We start from the raw sequence: 19,543 nt of genomic DNA, 5'->3' as shown, positions 1-19,543 counted from the left end.
TGATCGTCGCCCCTCGATGCCGCGGCCCCGGAGACCTTGCGCGTCGCGGGTCCGAAGAAGATCGGCCTCCGGCGATCCGACCGGGAAGGCTGTCAGGACACGCTTGGCGAAGGCTCGATCCGTCGATCGCAGTTCTTGCGGCAACCCATCGGCCAAGGGCGGACGCGAAGCGGGATTCGGCCTCATCACGGAGGGGACCGCCAGCAGGAGTCCGCCTGCCGGAGTGAGGATCACGAGAACGGTGAAGCCGATGCCCAGGAGGATACGCTCGGAAGGCGTCTTCCTCGCCTCGCGCCCCCGCATCTCGATGAAACGACGAAAAAAGCCCCTCCCTTGCGGGAGAGGCTCTTCGGTCGCCGAAACGACGGATGGTTAGGCTGCGAGCGAGCGCAGCACGTAGGGCAGGATGCCACCGTTGCGGAAGTATTCCAGCTCGTCGAGGGTATCGATCCGGCAGGTCAGCGGAACCTCCTGCTTCGAGCCGTCCGCCGCGGTGACCTCGGCAATCAGCGTCTGGCGCGGCTTCAGCTCGCCCGCCAGCCCCTTGATCGTCACGGTCTCGTCGCCCTTCAGGCCCAGCGACTGCCAGGACGTGTCGCCCTGGAACACCAGCGGCACCACGCCCATGCCAACGAGATTCGAGCGGTGGATGCGCTCGAAGCTCTCGGCGATCACAGCGCGCACGCCGAGCAGCTTCGTGCCCTTGGCCGCCCAGTCGCGCGACGAACCGGTGCCGTACTCCTTGCCGGCGAAGACGACGAGCGGCGTGCCCTCCTCCGCGTATTTCTGCGCGGCATCGTAGATATACATCCGCTCACCGTCGGGCTGATGCAGGGTGAGGCCGCCCTCGACGACGTTGCCGCTCTCGTCCCGCACCATCTGGTTCTTGATGCGGATGTTGGCGAACGTGCCCCGCATCATCACCTCGTGGTTGCCGCGCCGCGTGCCGTATTGGTTGAAGTCCTGCACCCGCACCTGATGCGACTGCAGGTACTCGCCGGCGGGCGAGGCCGCGCGGATGTTGCCCGCAGGCGAGATGTGGTCCGTCGTGATCGAGTCGAGGAACAGGCCGAGGATGCGCGCGCCCTCGATGTCGGTGATCGGGTCGGGCGTCTTGGTCATGCCCTCGAAATAGGGCGGGTTCTGCACGTAAGTGGAGCCGGCATCCCAGGCGAAGGTCTCCGCCTCGGTGACCTCGACGCCCTTCCAGTTGGCGTCGCCGCCAAACACGTCGGCGTAGCGGCTCTTGAACAGCTCCGAGGTGATATTCTCCTCGATGAAGCGGTTCACCTCTTCCGAGGACGGCCAGATGTCCTTCAGGTAGACCGGCTTGCCGTCCGAGCCCTGGCCGAGCGGCTCGCGGGTGATGTCGATCTGGAGCGAGCCGGCCAGCGCGTAGGCCACGACGAGCGGCGGCGAGGCGAGGTAGTTGGCCCGCACGTCCGGGTTCACGCGACCCTCGAAGTTGCGGTTGCCCGACAGCACGGCCGCGGCGACCACGTCGTTGTCATTGATCGCCTTCGAGATCGGGGCCGGAAGCGGGCCCGAATTGCCGATGCAGGTGGTGCAGCCGAAGCCGACGAGATTGAAGCCGAGTGCGTCGAGGCTCGCCTGCAGGCCGGACTTGTCCAAGTACTCACCGACGACCTGCGAACCGGGGGCGAGCGAGGTCTTCACCCACGGCTTCGACGAGAGGCCCTTGGCGACCGCGTTGCGGGCGAGCAGGCCCGCGCCGATCATCACGCTCGGGTTCGAGGTGTTGGTGCAGGAGGTGATCGCCGCGATCACCACGTCGCCGTGGCCGATGTCGAAGTTCGCACCCTCGACCGCGTAGCGGCTGGCGATGTCGGCGGCCTTCTTGAACTCCTTCTCCATGGAATCGGCGAAGCCGGCCTTGGCGGCATCGAGCAGAACCCGGTCCTGCGGGCGCTTCGGGCCGGCGAGCGACGGACGCACCGTGCCCATGTCGAGTTCGAGCGTGTCGGTGAAGACCGGATCGGGCGTCTTGGCGTCGCGCCACATGCCCTGCGCCTTGGCGTAGGCCTCGACCAGCGCGATGCGATCGTCCTGTCGGCCAGTGACCTTCAGGAAGTCGATGGTCTTCTGGTCGATCGGGAAGAAGCCGCAGGTCGCGCCGTATTCGGGCGCCATGTTCGAAATGGTCGCGCGGTCGGCCACCGGCATGTCGTCGAGACCGGGACCGTAGAACTCCACGAACTTGCCGACTACGCCCTTCTTACGCAGCATCTGCGTGACGGTGAGCACGAGGTCGGTCGCGGTGGTTCCCTCGGGGAGCTTGCCCGACAGCTTGAAGCCGACGACCTCGGGGATCAGCATCGACAGCGGCTGACCGAGCATGGCCGCCTCGGCCTCGATCCCGCCGACACCCCAGCCGAGCACGGCAAGGCCATTGACCATGGTGGTGTGCGAATCGGTGCCGACAAGGCTGTCCGGATAGGCACACGGGAAGGGATCTCCATCTTCACCCGCCCCGGTCCATACCGTCTGCGACAGGTATTCGAGATTCACCTGATGGCAGATGCCGGTGCCGGGAGGCACGACGGAGAAGTTATCGAACGCCGACTGGCCCCATTTCAGGAAGGTGTAGCGCTCGCCGTTGCGGGCGTATTCGAGGGCGACGTTGTCGCCGAGCGCCTTCGGGGTGCCGAACTCGTCGACGATCACCGAGTGGTCGATGACGAGATCGACCGGCACCAGCGGGTTGATCTTCTGGGGGTCGCCGCCGAGCGCGACCATGGCGTCGCGCATGGCGGCGAGGTCCACCACCGCGGGCACGCCCGTGAAATCCTGCATCAGCACGCGGGAGGGGCGGAAGGCGATCTCGGTCTCGGCCTTGCCCTTGTTGCCGAGCCACGCCACGGCGGCCTCGATGTCGCCCTTGCGGACCGAGCGGTCGTCCTCGAAGCGGAGAAGGTTCTCAAGGATCACCTTCATCGAGAACGGCAGCGCGGTCGCGTCGGCCAAGCCGTTCTTCTGTGCCTCGGGGATCGAGTAGTAGGCGTAGGTCTTGCCCCCTGCCTCAAGCGTCTGGCGGGACTTGAAACTATCGAGCGATGCCACGGCGAGTCGGATCCTGAGCTGGCGTTAGCGAACACGGAGCAGGCATAACCTGCACCACGAGAGGTGTTCGGCCGGATGCGCTCCAAGGAGCGCGCGCCGCCCCGGGGGTGCCCGGGTAGCGAGTGCCCTCGGGGATCTCCCGGCGGCCGGGAGGCCCGCGAATGACACTCAGGATGGTGCGCGAGGGGCGGTTTGGACGCCCTTGAATGATCGCGCGGCGCAGCCTGAACCGGTCTATAGAACGTTTCGAAATTGGCCGCTACTGGCCCGATGACACAGCCGCGCGCCTGACATTCCAGCTCCGAGTGCCGTGCAAAAGCCGCTCGGTCAGCCACCCCGGCGAAGGCACCGCATCGGCGCAAAGCCGCCCGGAATGCGTCGCGCCGATGGAGCGTGAGGTGGGCGAGCCGGGCCTCCAACCACCCGCGGCCGGCCAGAGCGGCGGGATCGCGGGTCGCTTCCTCCTCGATCGACCGGCGGCTGCTCGGAAGCTCTGACAATCAGTCCTGCGAATCCGCCACCGGGAACCGCGAAACCCTTGCGCCGGAGAGGCGTACGGTTCGCGCGCCGCGAAACGATCGGCTATAGGCCGCAAGCCGTCGGATCGCCGAAGCGATCCGGCCTCGAACCGCCTCTCGTATCGCGGGCGGTCTATCCAGCTTTCCTCGGGACGAAGACGAGACGTGCGGACCCTCCCCTCACCCAAGGCCGATCCGTGCGGTTGATCGTCGAGAATCTCGCCTGCCGCCGTTCGGGGCGCCGGATCTTCGCCGGGCTCTCCTTCGCCGTCGGCCCCGGCGAAGGGCTGATGGTGACCGGACGAAACGGCGCCGGCAAATCGAGCCTGCTGACGATGCTGTCCGGCCGCCTCAAACCCGATGCCGGCGCGATCCGCGGCGAGGGCATCGGCGAGGCCACCCTGCCGGAATGCCTTCACGTCGTCGGTCACCGAGACGGGCTGAAATCGGCACTGACGGCTGCGGAGAACCTTGAATTTGCCCGCGACCTTCTCGGTCACCCAGCCGCCTCTCCAGTGCAGGCTCTGGCGGCGATGGGCCTGCCGCACGTGGCGCGGTTGCCGGTGGGCTACCTCTCCGCGGGACAAAGGCGACGGGTGGCGCTGGCTCGGCTCCTTGTCTGTCGCCGCCCGCTCTGGCTTCTCGACGAGCCGACCGCCGCCCTCGACCTCGCCTCGCAAGGCGTGCTCGCCGGCCTGATGCAGCACCACCGCGCGGAGGGCGGCCTCGTGATTGCTGCAACGCACCAAGCCCTCGGCCTCGAAGATGCCCGCGAGCTGCGCATCGGACCCGTCACCGCTCCGGCCGCGGTCGAGGACGCGTTCGCTGCAGAGGAGTGGCTGTGATTCGCGCATTCTCCGCCCTGCTTGCCCGTGATCTGAAGCTCGCCGCCCGTGTCGGCGGCTCGGGCGCACTGTCGCTGGTCTTCTTCCTGATGATCGTGGTGCTGGTGCCCTTCGCCCTCGGGCCGGATCTGAAGCTGCTCTCGCGGATCGGCCCAGCGATCCTGTGGCTCTCGGCCGTGCTCGCCACCCTGATCGGGCTCGACCGATTGTTTCAATCGGACGAGGAGGACGGCTCCCTCGACCTGATGACCGGTGCCGCCGTTCCCCTGGAACTGGTGGTGCTGGCCAAGGTGCTCGCCTCCTGGCTCACCACCGGGCTGCCGCTGGCGCTCGCCTCTCCGCTGTTCGGATTGCTGGTCGCCCTTTCGCCGAAAGCTATGGGCGCCACGGCACTGACGCTCGCGCTGGGCACGCCGGCCCTGGCCTTCATCGGGGCGGTCGGCGCGGCCCTCACGGCCACCATCCGCCGCGGTGGCCTGATCCTGGCGATCATCGTGCTACCGCTGATGATTCCGACCCTGATCTTCGGCGTCTCGTCGGCCGAGGCCGCCCTCGGCGGCACGGTGCCCTTCGCGACACCGCTCGCGGTGCTGGCCGCTTTAAGCCTGATCGCGGCGGTGGTCGGCACCCTGGCTGCCGCCGCCGCCCTGCGCTGGTCGGAGTGACAACGGCACCGCCTGCAGCCGCTCGCGGGCTTCGCCTACTTGTCGCAACCGATGCAGATGCCGGTGTCGATCTTGTCGTCCTTCCGCTCCATGGCGGTCTCGCGGTCGGGATTGTTTGAATCCCGGCGCGCTCCTCCGGCCCCGGCCGGCGGCATAGTCCGGCCGACGGGCGAGGTGTTGGGCGCGTAGATGGTCGAGGCCGGATCACCACCGGTGCCGGTCTGGGCCGGTCCCTGCGCGAGGGCCGGAACAACGAGCAGGGCGGTGAGGCCCGCTGCGGAGATGAGACGTGCGATCATCGGTAAACTCCCTAGAAGTTCCAACGCCGTAAGCCTTCGACGGTTCACCCGTGGGCTCATGCCCATTCCCTGCCCAGGGACACCGCCACGCTCCGGCCGTCGGCATCATCTCCATCCGTCAGTCAGGCCAGCGGATCGCCGCCTCGCGCAGACCGATCAGACGCGCCTCACCCAATCCGAAGGAGCGGGCGGCATCGTAGACCTCACCCGACACGTTCACTTCGCAGCTTCCGTTGAGGGCGCCTCCGGCGCAGTGGGCGAGAGCCCGCTTATGGCTCGACATCTCCGCGGGACCGACGCGGATCAGAAGCTTGCCGGCCATCCGCACCTCGCCTGCGGCATCCTTCGGCAGAAGTCCGACGCAGGTGATCTCCTCCTCGGTCGTGTAGACGAGGTGGCAATGTTCGAGGGTGACGCGCTCGCCGATATGGTGCTGGGCGGTCTCGATAAAGGTGGCAACATCCGATCGCGCCTCCAGGCCCCTCGATGCGGAAGGGATCAGCAAACCGATCAGCACCACCGCGCAGCCGACCCGCATGACAGCCCCCCCTCCAACGTTCCTGCAACTCGGTTTTGCAATTTGCAGGCCGAGCAGGATCGAGGGGTTCACCGGCGGGAAAAGGAGAGCGTGCGAGGTGGTGGTGTCAGCGCGTCTGGCCGGTTTGCGGCGCGTGAGTGTTCTGATTGTCCGTCGGACCGGTGCGCGTGAAGGCAAACACGACAAGCGCCGCCATCAGCAGCAGCACGATGGGGAAGGCAAACATCCAGCGAGGCATCTCAGGCATCCGAAAACGGCGTCAGGCGGACCGGAACTCGTGAGCGGGCCTTTGGCTCCGTCGAATGAAGCGTTGCCAACATATGCAGTCAGCGCATGCCCCTTCCGACGCTTCGCCAATTGCATTGTGCAGTGCAACGTGAGAAATATTGGGCATGCCGGATCGCGATGGCGTCGCGGTTCTGCAGCCCTTCTTGGGCGTTTCCTCCCTAGACTTCGGGCCGTCCTTCGGGGCGGCCTTTTTTGTTTTTGTTGACCACCCTTACTCGGGCATTCCCCAATACAGGCTGTTGCTCGGATTTGCTGATACGGTTGCACCCTGTGCGGAGTCAGCCACGGAAATCCCGCCTCGGATGTCATCCACGGCGGGTGTCGTCATCAGGCCGCAGGGGCGCCAGGAAACCGAGCAGCCGTTGAGAGACTTGCATGCGGATAGCGGCCCTTCCTGCGTCGTTCAGGAGTTCTCGGGGCACTCGTTCAGGAGTTTCATATGCGCCGCACCGCTCTCACCCTTGCCGCCTTGAGCTGTCTCGGCTCGGGCGCGGCGACCGCCCAAGTCCAACCTCCCGGTCCGTTGGCAGGTCCATTTCCGCCGGGCACGATCATCCAGCGCCAGACCAACACAACCGGCAACACCGTCGATTACATTATCGCGCCCGGCGCCACCGGAGCTGACACCATCACCACCAATTCTGCGGCAGGCGGCAATGCCGGCCAACCGGAGCGCGCGATCCCGCAAGGCAGCGCCGGCGGCGGCAATGGCGGCGGAAGCTCTCGCTAAAGGCAGCTTCGGTGTAGGCAGACCGGCCGCCAGGAGCTTCTGGTGGCGGGTCGACCTTTCTCACGGGACAGTTTCCGGCAGCGCCCGAAGCAGATAAATCTCTGAGAAACAACTTAAATTTCGCATCTCACGCAACATCGAAGAACGCACCGTATTGCGTCTGTCGGATCTGCAGATCATGAGGCGGCATCCGACAACGCAACGGGGAGCAAAGCGATGGGACGAGCGGCAGCGATCGGGTTGTTGGCCATGTTCTGCCTCGTCGATCCATCTCTGGCGGCAGGCCGGCTGAAGATGGACGACAAAGCCTCCCTATGGCCGCGCGCCGGAGCCGGCGAGAAGATCGATTTCGCCAATCGCGTCGGCAAAGCGATGAGCACGCTCTCGCCCGGCCTCGATAGCGGCTATTTCATGCGCTGCCTGGAAGAGGTGGCCAATATCGGCGACACCAAGGCGTTGACGCTGAGCGACATGGTGCGGACCTGCATCTCACTTCAGGGCAGCCGGTCCGGAGGCTCGGAGTAATCCAGCGCCCGCTCGTGGCAGAAGAAGCGGTTTCACGCTCTCAACGAACGAGAGCCTGAATCTCGGCAGCAGCGGCAGCGTGGGAGAGTGGTGCCGCAAGAGGGATTCGAACCCCCGACCCCCTCATTACGAATGAGGTGCTCTACCAGCTGAGCTATTGCGGCGTCGCGTCAGGCGCGTCGAAGCCCAACGGAATGTGCCGGGTCTTAGACGGCTGCCTGGCCGTTGGCAAGCCTCGGAACGTGTCCGTGGGCCGACATCGCGTTGCGGTGGCGGCGGGCTTGTGCGTAAGACCACGCGGATGAACGAGCTTCTCACCACCGACGCCTTGAAGCCACAGTTTCCCGGCAGCCCGGGCCGGCCACCTCTCGTGCTGGCCTCGGCCTCGCCGCGCCGGCTCGCTCTGCTGCAACAGGTCGGCATCGAACCCGATGCGCTCCTGCCGGCCGATCTCGATGAGACGCCGCGCAAGTCCGAATCGCCGCGCGATTTGGCCCGCCGCCTCGCCCGCGAGAAGCTGGAGGCGGCAGGCGCTGCGGCGCGGCGCCGGGACGATCTGCGGGAGGCTTATCTCGTCTCGGCCGACACCGTGGTCGCCGTGGGCCGCCGCGTTCTGCCCAAGGCCGAACTGCTCGACGAGGCGGCCGACTGCCTGCGGTTGCTCTCGGGACGGGCGCACCGCGTCTTCACCGCCGTCTGTATCCTTTCGCCGAAGGATCGCCGCCGCGAGCGAATGGTCGAGACCCGCGTGCGCTTCAAGCGCCTGTCGAACCGCGAGATCGAGGGCTACCTCTCCTCCGGCGAGTGGCGTGGGAAGGCCGGCGGCTATGCCATCCAGGGGCTGGCCGCCGCCTTCGTCGTCAAGCTCGTCGGCTCGCACAGCGCGGTGGTCGGACTGCCGCTCTACGAGACGATGAGCTTGCTTGAGGGTGAGGGATTCCCGGTACGCGGAGCCTGGGGAGCTGCGTCGTGACGCAGGCGGTGAAGAAGGGCCTCGCGCCGTGTCCGATCTGCGGCAAGCCTGCAAACCCCGAGACCAAGCCGTTCTGCTCACCACGCTGCGCCGACATCGACCTCGGCCGCTGGCTCGGCGAACGCTACGTCATTCCCGGCCCGGACGACGAGGAGTCGCTCCTGTCACCCCGCTCGGATGAGGAGGATCGCTCCCGCTGAGGCGAAACCGGTGTTCGGCAAAAAAGCTTCGCCTCGGACCCATGAGAGGCTGGACAGGCTCCAAGCCCTTCACTATACCCCCGCCAGCCGACGACGCAGCGCGACGCGGCGGTTGCCCAGGTAGCTCAGTTGGTAGAGCATGCGACTGAAAATCGCAGTGTCGGCGGTTCGACTCCGTCCCTGGGCACCATTTATCTGAAGCGCCCGCGCGACTCAGAAGTCCAATCTCTCAAAATATTTGCGTAGGTTGATCTAATTGCGAGACTCGTCTCGCTGATCGAGCGACGGAGCCGCGACGGAGCGTCCGCTGGCTCAGGTCACCTCTGCTTCGTCAGAAGGTTCTGCGCTTCGCCGTTACGCGTTTCCGCTTTGGCTTGCGAGCACCGCCCGATGCCGGCTTCAGCATGTCCTTAAGTGCGGCCCGTTGTTGCAGTCGAGCGGCATTCGTCGCTTGGGCCATCCACCAGTTGACTGACGAGAGCCAGAGGCTGAGGGCAGGATTCTTCATGTGGTTTCGCTCAAGCTGCTAAGGTCGTGAAAAAAGTTCTTTCTCAGCCGACCTTGCCTTGCGGAGCGGACGCGAGTTACCCCACGCGGCGAGGCTCTTCGTTCGACCGCCTCTGCGTCATCGTCGGAATCTCGCAATTCCAAGCTCTTGCTGATCAACGACGGTCGATGATGAGCTACCAGTACCGCGTATCGCGGCAAGACATTTCGAACGCGCTCAGCTGGCACAGACTAAACGACTAAACCCAACGCTGCCGACACTCAACAAGACACTAACGCTGGCTCTAAAGAAATCGCGCTGCTCAAGCGGCCAGAATCATCACCACTCGAAGAACGAGTCGAGCCGCGGCATCAGGCAGATGAGGGTTCCTGCAGCTCCAACAACACCTGCCACCATCACAATTGCCGCCACAGCCGGATCTCCGCGTCATCAGTACGCAGCCATAACGTGGGAGAGGCTTGGGGGGTTTCAAACGATCGTTCGGCGCCAGACCGCGGTCAGTGGATCACCACTTCAGATATCGATCGGCGCTCGGACGCGCAGCGAGTGTGATGGCGATCGCGCCGAGGGCACCAATCAGCATGATGGCAGCAGCGAGGATCATGGGCGTTGCTCCGCAGCGGAGGTCGAGGACTGTCGCGAAACCAACGAGCGAAAACTGTGGCCTGTGCCGTGCGGCAGATTGGCCGTTATAAGACCGTCGTTACATTGGTCTTCGTCCTTCAGCTATCTTGTCCGATCCCGAGACCGCGGAGGATGTCGCCGATCGGATCGATCCGGGCGGCCTTCTGCGGCTGCGTCGCCGTCGTCGGCTGAGCCGGAGCGCTCGTCTCGGCGGTGGTCTCGACTGCCGCTGCCGGACGGGTTCGGCTCGCGACCTTAGCGGCACGGTGGCGCCGAACCGCCTGAACCCTTTGCGCGGCGTCCACCTTCACGAAGTCGCCGGCCGCCAGGAGGGCCGCCGTCTCAGCCGATAGCAGGGCGAAGCTCGCGGGCCGCGGCGACGGCATGACGCCGGCTTCGCTCCGGCTCTCCGCCGACGCATCCGTCGCGGCTGCCAGGCTCAATCGATGCCGGGGCGGATCGGTCCACCCGTCGCTGCTGCCAGAGACGGCATCGACGGCAGCACGCAACGGGCGCGACGGACCCGAATCCTGCTCTGCGATGAGCGGAGAGGTCGCAACAAGGCCGATTACCATTACGGCGGCGGTGGCGAAGACGGATCTATAGTGTTCCATACTTGCAGAACGTACCGCCAAGGTTCCGGTTCCGCGGCTCGATGCTGTTGTCGTGGCGGATGATGCGCTTCCCACCCCGCCCGGCCATCACCGCTCGCACCGTTCCAATACGGCGTCGGTTCGATCAACTAAGTGGCGTGTTTCCCGAGTTCTGTCGCGGATCGCTGCGACGCTGCGGCATCCGCTTGACGCCCCCCGCGCCCGCCGTGCTACAGACCGAGCCCGTGACAGACGGGCCGAAGGGTGCGTTTGTCATCAACCACTTAAGCGGCGCTCCGAACCTATAGCAGCCCGGAGCGCTTGACGCGTGTTCGTCCGTCAGCGCGGCGTCTGCCCGCGCTCTCGAACGCGCCCCTCTTGGGCCCGGTGACCGTTTGAGGACCCTCCTCGATCTCCTGCGGGTGATGCGACGGCGCGATCGGCGGCGGCTCGCATGGCTCGGATTGGGCCTCGGGCTCGCCGCCCTCCTCGAAGTGGTTGGCGTCGCTTCGGTGCTGCCCTTTCTCACCCTGGTCGGCGATCCCGGCGCGACGGCGCGCATCCCTTCGCTCGCCGCCCTGCGTGATGCCCTCGGCCTCGGCGACGACCGTGCCTTCCTTCTGGCCACGGGGTTCGCCGCGCTCGCCGCGATCCTGCTCACCAGCGCGGTGAATGCCGCCTTCGCCTATGCTCAACTCCTATTCGCGCACCTGATCGGGTACGACTTCGCGCGGCGCCTGCTCGCCCGCTACGTCGATCGCGAGCGGCTGTTCTTCACCCATGCCAACAGTGCCGAACTTGCCAAGAACGTGCTGAGCGAGACCGACCGCCTCGTCGTGGGCGTGCTCACGCCCGCAATGGTAATCGCCTCGCGCGGCGCCTCGGCGCTGGCGGTGGTGATCTTCCTCATCGCCTACCAGCCGCGGCTCGCGCTGATCCTGGGCGGCGGCTTCGGCGGGCTCTACGTCGCGATCTATCTGGTGATGCGGGCGCGGCTTGCCCGGCTCGGCACGCGGGCGGTGGCGGGCAACGAAGGGCGCTACCGCGTGGTGCAGGAAACCTTCGGAGCGCTGACTGAACTCAAGCTCTACGGCCGCGCGGAGACATTCACCGGCGGCTTCGATGCCCCCGCCCGCTCCTATGCCCACGCCCTCGCCTCCAGTCTGGTGACCGGGCAGTTGCCGCGCTTCGTCATCGAATCGCTCGCCTTCGGCGGCGTCATCGCCGTGGTTCTGTTCGCGCTGACGCAGGGCATCGACACGGCGGGGATGCTGCCGCTGCTCGGCCTGTTCGCCTTCGCCGGCTACCGCATGCTGCCGGCCTTCCAGAACATCTTCACCTCCGTCTCGCAGTTGCGCTTCCACCTGCCCGGCGTGCGCCTGATCGTCGACGCGCTGGCAGGCGAGCGCGAACGCCCTGCCCGCACGACGCAACGGCTGCCGTTCACACAGACGATCCGCCTAGACGGCGTCACGTTCGATTACGAACCCGGCCGCCCGACCCTGCGCGGCATCGATCTGACCATCCCGGCCCACACCACAATCGGCTTCGTCGGCCGCACCGGCTCGGGAAAATCGACGCTGGTAGGCCTGATCCTCGGTATCCTCACGCCGACCCAAGGGCGCATCCTGATCGACGGCCGGCCGCTCGACGCGGAGAGCCTTCCGGCCTGGCAGAACCGGATCGGCTACGTGCCGCAGGACGTGTTCCTGATCGACGGCAGCATCGCGCAGAACATCGCCCTCGGCATCGAGCCGGATCGGCTCGACCGGGCGGCCGTGGAACGCGCCGCGCGGCTCGCCGGTGCGCACGACTTCGTCGCCGCCCTCGGCGACGGCTACGACACCGGTGTCGGGGAGCGCGGCGCGCGGCTCAGCGGCGGCCAACGCCAGCGCATCGGCATCGCCCGCGCGCTCTATCACGACCCCGACGTGATCGTGTTCGACGAGGCGACGAGCGCGCTCGACGGCGAGACCGAGGCCGCGGTGATGGAAGCACTCGGTGCGCTTGGCGGAACGCGGACCATCATCATGATCGCCCACCGCCTGACCTCACTGCGCCGGGCCGACACGATCCATGTCGTCGAGGATGGGCGGATCGTCGCCTCCGGGCCGCCCTCGCAGGTGATCGCGGAATCGGCCGCGCCTGCCCCGCCCGACAAAGCCGTCGCGGCGCAGGATCGGTAGCGGACCCGCTTCGGCCCGGCTATCGCTTCCAGGCAGAGAAGCGGCACGGGGGAGAGCGGCATGGGCGAGACGGTCGAGATTCGGGCCGGGGACGGCAGCACGGCGCGGATCGCGCTGCGCGGGGCCGAGCCGGTCTCCTGGCAGGTCGAAGGCCGCGAATACCTCTGGAACGGCAATCCGGAGCACTGGAACCGGAGCGCACCGTGGCTTTTCCCCGTGGTCGGCGCCTCTGCCGGGGGTGAGGTGCAGGTCGAGGGCCGGCGCTATCCCATGGCCCAGCACGGCTTCGCCCGCGACCTCCCCTTCGCCGTCGTCGGCTGGAGCGACGATGCGGTCTCCCTGAGCCTGAGCGACGACGAGGCGACGCGGGCGCATTACCCCTTCCCGTTCCGGCTCACCATCGAGGCCCGCATCGCCCCCAGGGCGCTGGATTTCAAGATCAGCGTCGAGAATCCGGGCGAGACTTCCTTGCCCTACGCCCTCGGCTTCCACCCCGCTTTCCCCTGGCCCTTCGCGGACGGCGAGCGCCGTGCCGGCGGCGGCTACACGGTTTTGTTCGAAGAGGCCGAGCGGCCGTTCGTGCCAGAGGTCGGTGCGGGTGGGTTACTGGTGCGCAGCGAGCGTGCGTTGCCCCTCGATGGGGCGCGGCTCGACCTGGATCCGGAGCTGTTCACCGAGGCGCTGGCTTTTCTGAACGCGCGCAGCCGTTCGATGCGGTTCGAGGCGCCGAACGGCCGGGCCATCGCCATGCGGATGGACGACTTTCCCCATCTCGCGGTCTGGACCAAGCCGACGGCGCCGTTCCTGTCGCTGGAAGCTTGGACCGGCCATGCCGACTGGGCCGACTTCGACGGCGCACTGGCGGAGCGCGATTCGCAGCGACTGTTGGCGCCGGGCGCAACCGCCCGGCACGGAATCGCCCTCGCGATCGAAGGGTGAGCCTAACGCTCAGTCGACGGCGATGATGACGTCGGAACTCTTGATCACGGCGTAAGCCTCGCCGCCGACCTTGAGCCCGAGCGCATCGACCGACTCGTTGGTGATGGCCGAGGTGACAACCTGACCGCTGGCGATCTCGATCTTCACATGCGCCGTGGTCGAGCCCTTCTCGACCGCGACGACCTTGCCCTTGAGGACGTTGCGCGCGCTGAGCTTCATGGAAGACCTTTCTTCGATTGTGAGGAAGGCTCTCCCTGCCCCAGTGCCGGCAGTCGGGCAAGCGGCGCCGGCCAGCCTATCCCTCACTCTTCAGGGAGCTCGTCCTCGCCAGCCTCGGCCTCCTCGGAGACGCGGCGGCGGCAGCCCCACTCGGCCAGCATCGCGTTCATGTCGTCGAGCACGAAGTGGCGGGCGCTGTCACGGTCGTAGCCCTCATCGAGGAGATCATCGTACTCGGTGAAGGCGTGGCGGGCGAAGGCCGTGAGCGCGAGCCAGGCCGCGTTCTCCGGCACGGCGCCGCGCAGGCCGGGACTTCGAAGCGCCCGGTCCACCACAGTTTCCGCCTCGAAATCCGGCAGGCGCGGGGCGAGCCGAACCAGCGCCTGCGTCACCAGGGTGCGCCGATCCGGTATTGCTGCGGCCTCCGCCGGACGGTCCGGGCTCCCTCCCCTCTTCATGCGACAGTCTCGCCTCGATGCGGGAAAACGGCAGGACACGAAAAAGGGCGGAGCCTCGCGGCCCCGCCCCCCAAAATCGTTGCAGACGAAACGTCTTAGCGCTTCGAGAACTGGAAGCTGCGACGGGCCTTCTTGCGGCCGTACTTCTTGCGCTCGACGACGCGCGGATCGCGGGTGAGGAAGCCTTCGCGCTTGAGCGGCGAGCGCAGCTCCGGCTCGTAGTAGGTCAGGGCCTTGGACAGGCCGTGGCGCACGGCGCCAGCCTGACCGGAGAGCCCGCCGCCCTTCACCGTGACGGTGATGTCGTACTGGTCGACGCGGCCGACGATCTCCAGCGGCTGGCGCAGGATCATGCGCAGCACCGGACGGGCGAAGTAGGTCTCGACCGGGCGGCCGTTGACCACGACGGTGCCGTTGCCGGGCTTGATCCAGACCCGGGCGACCGCGTCCTTGCGCTTGCCGGTGGCGTAGGCACGGCCCTGGGCGTCCAGCTTCTGGACGTGGACGGGCGCCTCGTTCTCGGGGTTGCTCGTCTGGGTGTTCGCCCGATTGAGATCGGCGAGGGACTGAAGGGTCGCCATGATCAAGCGCTCACGTTCTTACGGTTGAGGGAGCCGACGTCGAGCGCCTGCGGCTGCTGGGCCTCGTGGGGATGCGCGGCGCCCTTGTAGACGCGCAGGTTGCCGAGGATCTGCCGGAAGAGCGGGCCGCGGGGCAGCATGCGCTCGACAGCCTTCTCGACCACGCGCTCGGGGAACCGGCCCTCGAGGATGAACTTGGCCGAGCGCTCCTTGATGCCGCCCGGATAGCCCGTGTGGTGGTAGTAGACCTTCTGGTCGTACTTGCGGCCGGTGAACTTCACCTTGTCCGCATTGATGACGATGACGTTGTCGCCGCAATCGACGTGGGGCGTGTAGGCGGCCTTGTGCTTGCCGCGCAGGCGCATCGCCACGATCGAAGCGAGACGGCCCACGACGAGGCCCTCGGCGTCGATCACGACCCACTTCTTGTCGACGTCGGCGGGCTTCAGCGAAGTGGTCTTCATGGCCGATTCCCGTGCCGGTGACGTTTGAAACAAGGCGCCGCCGCGTCGGGTGAGGACGCAGCGGCGTGCGGAAGGGTCACTACGGAGGATTTGCGGCGGCGTCAAGGCGCGATCCCAGCTCGGAACGCAGAAAACCGTAATGAAACGAAGACGCTTGGCCTTACGGTATTTTGATACCACATATCTCGGGTGGTGTCGCGCATCATCTGCGCGGCCTCCCGGCATCGGGGTGAGAACAAGAAAAACCCGCCGCGGATGGGACCGGGCGGGTTGAGTTGGAGATTCGTCCGGATAACCCGAACATCAAGACAGACGGACGATCCTGCCGGTTAATCCGTCGTCGATGCAAAAAATTTCATTTTTTGCCTCGACCATCGATCGCAAAGCGTGATCACACAGCGCCGGCATGCGGGGCCGGCGCCTCAGTCGAGATGGCATCGACCGTCCGCTGTGCCGGCTCCGGACCGCCATCGGCCCGGTCGATGCGGATTTCCATGCCGGTCGGCTCCATCGCGCCGAAGGGCGTCGAGAAGGCAATCTCGGCAGCGTCCCGTCCGACACCGATCCGCACCAGCCCGTCGAGATGGGCTTGGCGCGTCGCATCGAACAGCCACCAGCGTCCGTCGAGATAGGCCTCGAACACAGCGTGGAAGTCGCGCGGCACGAGACCGTAGGCGTAGCAGCTGACGAAGCGCGCCGGGATGCCGAGCGCCCGGCAGAAGGCGGTTCCGAGGTGGGCGAAGTCGCGGCAGACGCCCGCCCGCTTGAGCAGCGTCTCGTCGGCGGTCGTCTCGGCATCGCTGGCGCCGCGCTGGTACGCGATGTGGTCGTGGATCCAGTTGCAGATCGCGTTGACCCGCTCGTGCCCCTTCGGGAGCGCGCCGAACTCGGCCTGAGCGAAAGGCGTCAGCCGATCGGAGGAGACGAAGCGGCTCGGCAGAAGGAAGGGCAAGATATCGAGCGGCAGTTCGGAGACCGGCGTTTCACCGATGGTCGCCGGATCGGCGCGGGTCACGCTGAGCGCGACCTCGGCATTGTAGTCGAGGGAGAACGGCCCAGGCTTCACGTTCACGCCGAGATAGCGGTTCTTCTGATCGGGATGGACGTAAACCCGGCGCGCGAGATCGGGCGACAGAGTCAGGCTCTCGCCGACGATGTCGAGGCTTAGCAGATGCGCAACCTCGACATTGAAGATGAAGGTAGTCGGACTCTTTACCTCGTAGGCGAGGCTGCAGCCGAGCTTGAAGCGCACGGTCGGTCTCCGGAAATTTGCGGGGGCGCGGCCTCGCTTGAACGAGGCATTTGGCCGCAAACGCTGAAACGGTCCGTGGGCTCCGCTTTCAGGCTGCCTCTTTTTTGCGCTGCAACAGAAATACCGTGAGCGAGCGGACGCCCTGAGCCCCGTGAATCAGCACGCCCTCGATGTCGGCGGTGGCCGACGGTCCGGTATGGAGCACGGCGTAGGCTGCCTGGGCGAAGTCGGGCCTTTTGTAGGCCGCCTGGATATTCACGACGATATCGGCGGGATCGAGCAGCACGATCAGGTGCTGGGCAAGGTAGGCGACCGAGTTCACGATCAGGTCGTCCTGCGTGAACAGCACCGAACCGGTCTCGGCCACGCCGAAGCGGGCGCGCACCACCGCGACGTCCACATCGGCCAGATCACCCGGCTTGCGGACGGCCGCGAGATCGCGGTTTCCGGCGAATTCCGGCACGGCGGAGGCGATCACCCGCGCTCCATCGAAGCGCGACCGCACCGTCGCGAAGGGATCGGAAGCGGGGCCGGCCCGCTCGACGCGGCCGCCCATCTTGCCCAGGCGCTCGGTGAACTCGGCCACGTGGTCGTCGCCCACGAGCGGCGCGAAGGTCGGTACCTCGGGAAGCGGAAAGTCGCCGACCGGGCGGTTGGTCCGCAGCCGAGCGAGGATGGCGTCGCGGGCGCTCACGCGTCGCTCCCCTTCTTCATGCGGTTCTGCCGGTACCAAGCGTGGAAGCTCTGGCGCGGGGCGTGCGGCATCTCGCGCTTCTTCCCCCAGGTGTTGGCCGGATTGTAGACGGCGAAGCGCGGCAGCACGCGGAGCGCCGAGTCGGCGGTCTGAATCGCGGCGCGGTAAGCCGCCGGGCGGCTGAGAACCGCGCCGGCCGCCTTCATCATGCCCTGCTTCAAGAGCGGGATCTGGTGCTCCTCGGCCAGCACCTTGCGCCACGCGAAGATCTGCTCGTGGATGTTGATCTTCACCGGGCAGACGTTGGTGCAGGAGCCGTTCATGGTCGAGGAGAACGGCAGGGTGGAGTATTTCCGCTTGTTGAAGGTCGGATCGATGATGAGGCCGATCGGGCCGGAATAGGTCGCGCCGTAGGAGAGCCCGCCCGAGCGCCGATAGACCGGGCAGGTGTTCATGCAGGCGCCGCAGCGGATGCATTTGAGCGAGGTCCAGAACTCTTCCATCGCCAGCCGCTCGGAACGGCCGTTATCGACCAGCACCATGTGCATCTCGGTGCCGGCCCGCGGCCCCCGGAAATGCGAAGTGTACTGGGTGATCGGCGAGCCCAGCGCCGAGCGCGAGAGGAGGCGTATGAAGACGCCGAGATGTTCGACCCGTGGGATCAGCTTCTCGATGCCGATCGAGTGGATCTGCAGCGGCGGCACGTTGCCGGAGAGGTCGGCATTGCCCTCGTTGGTGCAGGTCACCACCGTGCCGGTCTCGGCAATCGCGAAGTTGCAGCCGGTCAGCCCGGCATCGGCCTTGAGGATCAGCGGACGCGTGGTCTCGCGCTGGCTCTCGGCGAGGTAGTGGGCGTCGTCGTTGTCGGGGTCGGTGCCGAGCGTCCGGGCGAACACCTCGGCCACGTCGATGCGGGTCTTGTGGACCGCCGGCATCACCACGTGGCTGGGCTCTTCGTCGTCGAGCTGCTGGATGCGCTCGCCGAGATCGGTCTCGATCACGTCGATGTCGTGGGCGGCCATGAAGTGGCGGAAGCCGCACTCCTCGGTCAGCATCGACTTCGACTTCACGAGCGACTTGGCGCCGTGTTTCTTCAGGATGTCGAGGACGATGCGGTTATGCGCCGCCCCGTCCTCGGCCCAGTGGACGTGGACACCGTTGGCCTTTGCCGCCGCCTCGAATTGTTCGAGGTAGTGGTCGAGATGGGTCAGCGTGTGGGTCTTGATCTGCGAGGCAAGCTCGCGAAGTTCCTCCCATTCGGGGATGCCGTGGGCGGCGACATCGCGCTTGCGGCGCACGTCCCAGAGGCGCTCGTCATGGGCCTTCTGGTGGAGCGGCGCGGCGAGGAAGCGCTCGGCGGCCTCCGCCTGATCGATCGGCCGATTGCCGCGCACCTTGGCGCCACGGGGCTGTGGCTCGCGGGGCGCGTCGGCGCGGATCGGCTTCGAGGTGGCTTCGGCGTGCTGGAGGCGCTCGCCACCAGGGCCGCGCTCGCTCTCGTCGGAGGGAGCGCGCACCTCGCGGTGGAGCACGTCTCCGGTCTGGCGCGGGGTCAGGTCGTCGGTGCTCATGCGGCGGCTCCGTTCAGCACCTGGGCGATGTGGATGTACTTCAGCGGGACGCCGAGGCGCTCGGCGCAGCCCTTCTGATGCATCAGACAGGAGGAATCGGCCGAAACGACGTATTCGGCGCCGGCCCGGGCCTGATCCGTCACCTTGTCGTAGCCCATCTTCGCCGAGACGGCCGGCTCGAACACCGAGAAAGTGCCGCCGAAACCGCAGCACTCGTCGGGCCGGGTCAGGTCAACGACCTCCAGGCCCTTCACCTTCTTCAACAGGTTGAGGGGTTTCGAGAAGAACGGACGATTGAGCTCGGTCGGTCGGGCATGGCCGATGCCACGCAGCGCGTTGCAGTTCGAGTGGTAGGCGACCTTGTGCGGAAACGCCGCCCAGGGCAGCTCCTCGATCTTCAGGACGTCGTGCAGGAATTCGACGAGCTCGAAGGTCTTGGCGCGCACCGCCTTGACCTCATCGGTCTGCGGGATTGCGGTGAGGTGCTCGCGCACCTGATGCACGCAGGAGCCGGACGGGGCGACGACGTAGTCGAACCCGGAGAAATTCTTGACGAACAAAGCCTCGGTCGCGGCCGCCTCTTGGTGGCAGCCGGTGTTGGTCATCGGCTGGCCGCAGCAGGTCTGGTCGTAGGGATATTCGACGGTCAGGCCGAAGCGCTCCAGCAGCTCCAGCGTGGCAATGCCGACCTCCGGCTCGAAGGCATCGACGTAGCAGGGAACGAATAGCCCGATCCGCATGGCGCTCTTTGATCGCGGTTTCAGCCGATTGCGCGACTTGTCCACCTTGGAA

21 protein-coding genes and 2 tRNA genes are annotated in these 19,543 nt (G+C 66.6%); 10 read left to right on the top strand and 13 right to left on the bottom strand.

Going from position 1 to position 19,543, the window contains the following annotated elements:
• Nucleotides 1-372: 372 nt before the first annotated feature.
• Nucleotides 373-3,081 (bottom strand): aconitate hydratase AcnA, encoded by a 2,709-nt coding sequence (gene acnA, locus LPC10_RS13145; protein ID WP_231342153.1) that lies wholly within the window; start codon nucleotides 3,079-3,081, stop codon nucleotides 373-375.
• 206 nt (nucleotides 3,082-3,287) lie between these two features.
• Here acnA and LPC10_RS13140 point away from each other — a divergent pair, with 206 nt between their 5' ends.
• The 3 genes from LPC10_RS13140 to ccmB all read left to right on the top strand — a co-directional run bounded on the left by LPC10_RS13140 (nucleotide 3,288) and on the right by ccmB (nucleotide 5,109).
• Nucleotides 3,288-3,578 (top strand): hypothetical protein, encoded by a 291-nt coding sequence (locus LPC10_RS13140; RefSeq protein ID WP_231342152.1) that lies wholly within the window; start codon nucleotides 3,288-3,290, stop codon nucleotides 3,576-3,578.
• A gap of 218 nt (nucleotides 3,579-3,796) precedes the next feature.
• The gene (ccmA, locus tag LPC10_RS13135; protein WP_231342151.1) at nucleotides 3,797-4,444 is read left to right on the top strand and encodes a heme ABC exporter ATP-binding protein CcmA; all 648 of its coding nucleotides are present in this window, start codon (nucleotides 3,797-3,799) and stop codon (nucleotides 4,442-4,444) included.
• The gene (gene ccmB / locus LPC10_RS13130; protein WP_231342150.1) at nucleotides 4,441-5,109 is read left to right on the top strand and encodes a heme exporter protein CcmB; all 669 of its coding nucleotides are present in this window, start codon (nucleotides 4,441-4,443) and stop codon (nucleotides 5,107-5,109) included. Before ccmA ends, ccmB begins: the two co-directional genes overlap by 4 nt.
• A 35-nt stretch (nucleotides 5,110-5,144) precedes the next feature.
• Here the strand turns inward: ccmB and LPC10_RS13125 are convergent, their stop codons facing one another.
• Together LPC10_RS13125 and LPC10_RS13120 are read right to left on the bottom strand one after the other, a co-directional pair.
• Nucleotides 5,145-5,408: a hypothetical protein gene (locus tag LPC10_RS13125; protein ID WP_231342149.1), complete on the bottom strand. Its 264-nt coding sequence runs from the start codon at nucleotides 5,406-5,408 to the stop codon at nucleotides 5,145-5,147.
• Between the two features lie 118 nt (nucleotides 5,409-5,526).
• Nucleotides 5,527-5,946: a hypothetical protein gene (locus LPC10_RS13120; RefSeq protein ID WP_231342148.1), complete on the bottom strand. Its 420-nt coding sequence runs from the start codon at nucleotides 5,944-5,946 to the stop codon at nucleotides 5,527-5,529.
• A 727-nt stretch (nucleotides 5,947-6,673) separates the two neighbouring features.
• On the opposite strand from LPC10_RS13120, the gene LPC10_RS13115 reads away from it, so the two are divergent.
• Both LPC10_RS13115 and LPC10_RS13110 read left to right on the top strand, forming a co-directional pair.
• Nucleotides 6,674-6,964, top strand: a complete 291-nt coding sequence (locus LPC10_RS13115; protein ID WP_231342147.1) for a hypothetical protein — start codon at nucleotides 6,674-6,676, stop codon at nucleotides 6,962-6,964.
• Nucleotides 6,965-7,180: 216 nt separating this feature from the next.
• Complete coding sequence (locus LPC10_RS13110; protein WP_231342146.1) at nucleotides 7,181-7,489, top strand: hypothetical protein; 309 nt, start codon at nucleotides 7,181-7,183, stop codon at nucleotides 7,487-7,489.
• A gap of 88 nt (nucleotides 7,490-7,577) precedes the next feature.
• Here the strand turns inward: LPC10_RS13110 and LPC10_RS13105 are convergent.
• Nucleotides 7,578-7,653, bottom strand: a tRNA-Thr gene (locus LPC10_RS13105).
• 137 nt (nucleotides 7,654-7,790) lie between these two features.
• Between LPC10_RS13105 and LPC10_RS13100 the strand changes: the two genes are divergently transcribed.
• The 3 genes from LPC10_RS13100 to LPC10_RS13090 all read left to right on the top strand — a co-directional run bounded on the left by LPC10_RS13100 (nucleotide 7,791) and on the right by LPC10_RS13090 (nucleotide 8,852).
• Nucleotides 7,791-8,462, top strand: coding sequence for a Maf-like protein (locus LPC10_RS13100; RefSeq protein WP_231342145.1), 672 nt, complete (start codon nucleotides 7,791-7,793; stop codon nucleotides 8,460-8,462).
• Complete coding sequence (gene yacG / locus LPC10_RS13095; RefSeq protein WP_231347034.1) at nucleotides 8,444-8,662, top strand: DNA gyrase inhibitor YacG; 219 nt, start codon at nucleotides 8,444-8,446, stop codon at nucleotides 8,660-8,662. Before LPC10_RS13100 ends, yacG begins: the two co-directional genes overlap by 19 nt.
• A gap of 114 nt (nucleotides 8,663-8,776) precedes the next feature.
• Nucleotides 8,777-8,852 (top strand) — tRNA-Phe (locus tag LPC10_RS13090).
• Nucleotides 8,853-9,892: 1,040 nt separating this feature from the next.
• Here the strand turns inward: LPC10_RS13090 and LPC10_RS13085 are convergent.
• The gene (locus tag LPC10_RS13085; RefSeq protein ID WP_231342143.1) at nucleotides 9,893-10,180 is read right to left on the bottom strand and encodes a hypothetical protein; all 288 of its coding nucleotides are present in this window, start codon (nucleotides 10,178-10,180) and stop codon (nucleotides 9,893-9,895) included.
• A 602-nt stretch (nucleotides 10,181-10,782) separates the two neighbouring features.
• On the opposite strand from LPC10_RS13085, the gene LPC10_RS13080 reads away from it, so the two are divergent.
• Together LPC10_RS13080 and LPC10_RS13075 are read left to right on the top strand one after the other, a co-directional pair.
• Entirely contained in the window at nucleotides 10,783-12,573 is a 1,791-nt protein-coding gene (locus tag LPC10_RS13080; RefSeq protein WP_231342142.1) for an ABC transporter ATP-binding protein, read from the top strand.
• A gap of 60 nt (nucleotides 12,574-12,633) precedes the next feature.
• Nucleotides 12,634-13,512 (top strand): aldose 1-epimerase family protein, encoded by an 879-nt coding sequence (locus LPC10_RS13075; RefSeq protein ID WP_231342140.1) that lies wholly within the window; start codon nucleotides 12,634-12,636, stop codon nucleotides 13,510-13,512.
• A gap of 9 nt (nucleotides 13,513-13,521) precedes the next feature.
• Here the strand turns inward: LPC10_RS13075 and LPC10_RS13070 are convergent, their stop codons facing one another.
• The 8 genes from LPC10_RS13070 to LPC10_RS13035 form a co-directional block, all read right to left on the bottom strand.
• Nucleotides 13,522-13,731 carry a molybdopterin-binding protein gene (locus tag LPC10_RS13070; protein WP_231342138.1) on the bottom strand — a complete coding sequence of 70 codons (210 nt, stop codon included), beginning with the start codon at nucleotides 13,729-13,731 and terminating at the stop codon, nucleotides 13,522-13,524.
• Between the two features lie 83 nt (nucleotides 13,732-13,814).
• The gene (locus tag LPC10_RS13065; protein WP_231342130.1) at nucleotides 13,815-14,189 is read right to left on the bottom strand and encodes a DUF2293 domain-containing protein; all 375 of its coding nucleotides are present in this window, start codon (nucleotides 14,187-14,189) and stop codon (nucleotides 13,815-13,817) included.
• A gap of 95 nt (nucleotides 14,190-14,284) precedes the next feature.
• Nucleotides 14,285-14,770 (bottom strand): 30S ribosomal protein S9, encoded by a 486-nt coding sequence (gene rpsI, locus LPC10_RS13060; RefSeq protein WP_108940522.1) that lies wholly within the window; start codon nucleotides 14,768-14,770, stop codon nucleotides 14,285-14,287.
• Nucleotides 14,771-14,772: 2 nt separating this feature from the next.
• Nucleotides 14,773-15,234, bottom strand: coding sequence for a 50S ribosomal protein L13 (rplM, locus tag LPC10_RS13055; RefSeq protein WP_108940521.1), 462 nt, complete (start codon nucleotides 15,232-15,234; stop codon nucleotides 14,773-14,775).
• 391 nt (nucleotides 15,235-15,625) lie between these two features.
• Nucleotides 15,626-16,486, bottom strand: coding sequence for a transglutaminase family protein (locus LPC10_RS13050; RefSeq protein WP_231342129.1), 861 nt, complete (start codon nucleotides 16,484-16,486; stop codon nucleotides 15,626-15,628).
• 88 nt (nucleotides 16,487-16,574) lie between these two features.
• Nucleotides 16,575-17,180: an LUD domain-containing protein gene (locus LPC10_RS13045; protein ID WP_231342128.1), complete on the bottom strand. Its 606-nt coding sequence runs from the start codon at nucleotides 17,178-17,180 to the stop codon at nucleotides 16,575-16,577.
• Nucleotides 17,177-18,751: a lactate utilization protein B gene (locus tag LPC10_RS13040; RefSeq protein ID WP_231342124.1), complete on the bottom strand. Its 1,575-nt coding sequence runs from the start codon at nucleotides 18,749-18,751 to the stop codon at nucleotides 17,177-17,179. Before LPC10_RS13040 ends, LPC10_RS13045 begins: the two co-directional genes overlap by 4 nt.
• Nucleotides 18,748-19,491 carry a (Fe-S)-binding protein gene (locus tag LPC10_RS13035; RefSeq protein ID WP_108940517.1) on the bottom strand — a complete coding sequence of 248 codons (744 nt, stop codon included), beginning with the start codon at nucleotides 19,489-19,491 and terminating at the stop codon, nucleotides 18,748-18,750. Before LPC10_RS13035 ends, LPC10_RS13040 begins: the two co-directional genes overlap by 4 nt.
• Between the last annotated feature and the right edge of the window lie 52 nt (nucleotides 19,492-19,543).

This window comes from Methylorubrum sp. B1-46, from assembly GCF_021117295.1.
GTDB lineage: Bacteria > Pseudomonadota > Alphaproteobacteria > Rhizobiales > Beijerinckiaceae > Methylobacterium.
This window is presented reverse-complemented; position numbering and strand designations above follow the sequence as displayed.

Bases quoted from the DNA above. Each gene is read 5' to 3' on its own strand.
- LPC10_RS13120 (WP_231342148.1), bottom strand. From the start codon at position 5,946: ATGCGGGTCGGCTGCGCGGTGGTGCTGATCGGTTTGCTGATCCCTTCC.
- LPC10_RS13115 (WP_231342147.1), top strand. From the start codon at position 6,674: ATGCGCCGCACCGCTCTCACCCTTGCCGCCTTGAGCTGTCTCGGCTCG.
- rpsI (WP_108940522.1), bottom strand. From the start codon at position 14,770: ATGGCGACCCTTCAGTCCCTCGCCGATCTCAATCGGGCGAACACCCAG.
- LPC10_RS13125 (WP_231342149.1), bottom strand. From the start codon at position 5,408: ATGATCGCACGTCTCATCTCCGCAGCGGGCCTCACCGCCCTGCTCGTT.
- LPC10_RS13070 (WP_231342138.1), bottom strand. From the start codon at position 13,731: ATGAAGCTCAGCGCGCGCAACGTCCTCAAGGGCAAGGTCGTCGCGGTC.
- LPC10_RS13075 (WP_231342140.1), top strand. From the start codon at position 12,634: ATGGGCGAGACGGTCGAGATTCGGGCCGGGGACGGCAGCACGGCGCGG.
- LPC10_RS13140 (WP_231342152.1), top strand. From the start codon at position 3,288: ATGATCGCGCGGCGCAGCCTGAACCGGTCTATAGAACGTTTCGAAATT.
- LPC10_RS13040 (WP_231342124.1), bottom strand. From the start codon at position 18,751: ATGAGCACCGACGACCTGACCCCGCGCCAGACCGGAGACGTGCTCCAC.
- LPC10_RS13100 (WP_231342145.1), top strand. From the start codon at position 7,791: ATGAACGAGCTTCTCACCACCGACGCCTTGAAGCCACAGTTTCCCGGC.
- rplM (WP_108940521.1), bottom strand. From the start codon at position 15,234: ATGAAGACCACTTCGCTGAAGCCCGCCGACGTCGACAAGAAGTGGGTC.
- LPC10_RS13110 (WP_231342146.1), top strand. From the start codon at position 7,181: ATGGGACGAGCGGCAGCGATCGGGTTGTTGGCCATGTTCTGCCTCGTC.
- LPC10_RS13085 (WP_231342143.1), bottom strand. From the start codon at position 10,180: ATGCCGTCGCCGCGGCCCGCGAGCTTCGCCCTGCTATCGGCTGAGACG.
- LPC10_RS13035 (WP_108940517.1), bottom strand. From the start codon at position 19,491: ATGCGGATCGGGCTATTCGTTCCCTGCTACGTCGATGCCTTCGAGCCG.
- LPC10_RS13065 (WP_231342130.1), bottom strand. From the start codon at position 14,189: ATGAAGAGGGGAGGGAGCCCGGACCGTCCGGCGGAGGCCGCAGCAATA.